Source organism: Nonomuraea sp. NPDC003201 (genome assembly GCF_053590415.1).
Genome location: NZ_JBSFTC010000754.1, coordinates 1 through 1,296 on the forward strand (window position 1 = coordinate 1; position 1,296 = coordinate 1,296).

Annotated in this window: 1 protein-coding gene; it reads left to right on the top strand. The window is 75.3% G+C overall.

Going from position 1 to position 1,296, the window contains the following annotated elements; translation table 11 throughout:
• Positions 1–149 precede the first annotated feature (149 nt).
• Positions 150–1,296, top strand: a 1,147-nt coding sequence (locus ACWDX9_RS63395; protein ID WP_449973468.1) for a DUF7824 domain-containing protein, incomplete at its 3' end; no start/stop codon positions are given.

Sequence of the window (1,296 nt, forward strand, 5' to 3'; positions counted from 1 at the left end):
CAAGGCCGGAACCGGCGATAGCGGGTCACTTGCTCATTCGAGAGGAAATCCACAGGCAGGAGCAGGCACGCTAGGGCGCTCAACCAGGGCAAACATCGCCCGAACGCGTCCACGCCTTCCCGGCCCCGATCGAGTCCGTCGAGGAGCTGATGGCGGAGGCGCCCCGCTCCTGGCAGGCCTGGGAACGGCTGCTCGCCGGGTTCGTCGCGCTCGTCGGCCGCGACCGGGCGGGCATGGTGGCGGAGCTGCGCCCCGGGTTGATCGGCGGGCCCGGCTGGACGTACCGCGAGGAGGCCTGGGAGCGGGTCGGCCAGTGGTTCGACGGCGCCACGCATTCCCTGACCGGGACCGCGGCCGTCCGGAGTGCCTGGACGCGCTACATGCCGAAGACCCGGCTGGCCGCTCCGCTCCGGCTCCTGCTGCATCGCGCGGCCGAGATCCTGCGGGCCGTCGAGGAGGACACCCTCCCGCCGCTGCTGCTGGCCACGCCCACGCACAGCACCGGGCACGTGGCGGCGGCCGAGCTCGTCCGGCGGCTGGAGGTGATCGAGGCGGCCGGGGCCAAGCCGCTGGCCGCCGACCTCCAGCAGGCGCTGCTGCGCCTGCCGCGCACCCCGGATCCCGAGGCCATGCGGCGGGCCGCGCGCCTGACGTCCGGCGCGGGCCGGATCGTCGCCGGGTGGACCTGCCCGGAGGTCGCGATCGAGCTCGAGTGGCGGTGCAACGGCGAGGGCGAAGGCCACGACTGGCACGATCGGAGCCACGACCACGACATACGCCTGGTGCCGTCGGCCACCGTCGCGCCCACCGGGCTGCCGCTGGTCGACTTGATGCTCAGCGTCCCCGAGCACTCTGGCAGTGGCGAGCACCGCGAATGGTGGACCTCGACGCTGCCCTCCCACCGCGAGGTCGCCGCCGCGTACCTCATGCCGCACGCGCTCAGGCGCTACTGGGTGCACGACACCGTCGGGCCGGAGCAGGCCCGCGAGCTCGCCCGCGCGGAGGGGCCGGTCGGGGCGGCGTTCGCGGTCGTCCTGGCCCGGGTCCTGGGCGACCCGCGGATGCCCGAGTCGGTCGACGTCCTGCTGGAGACCGTCGCGCGTGGCGAACTGCCCGCGGAGGAGGTCGGCCGCCAGGCCGGGCTCTTCGTGGCGAGCGGCGAGGTCCGGATGATCGACATGACCGCCGCGCTGGACGCCGCGGCCCGGCGCGGGGCCCACGCGTACGTGTGGCGGATCGCCGCCACCGCCCTGCCCACCCTGCTGCCCGCGCCGGGCGAGCGCCCCCGCAACGGCC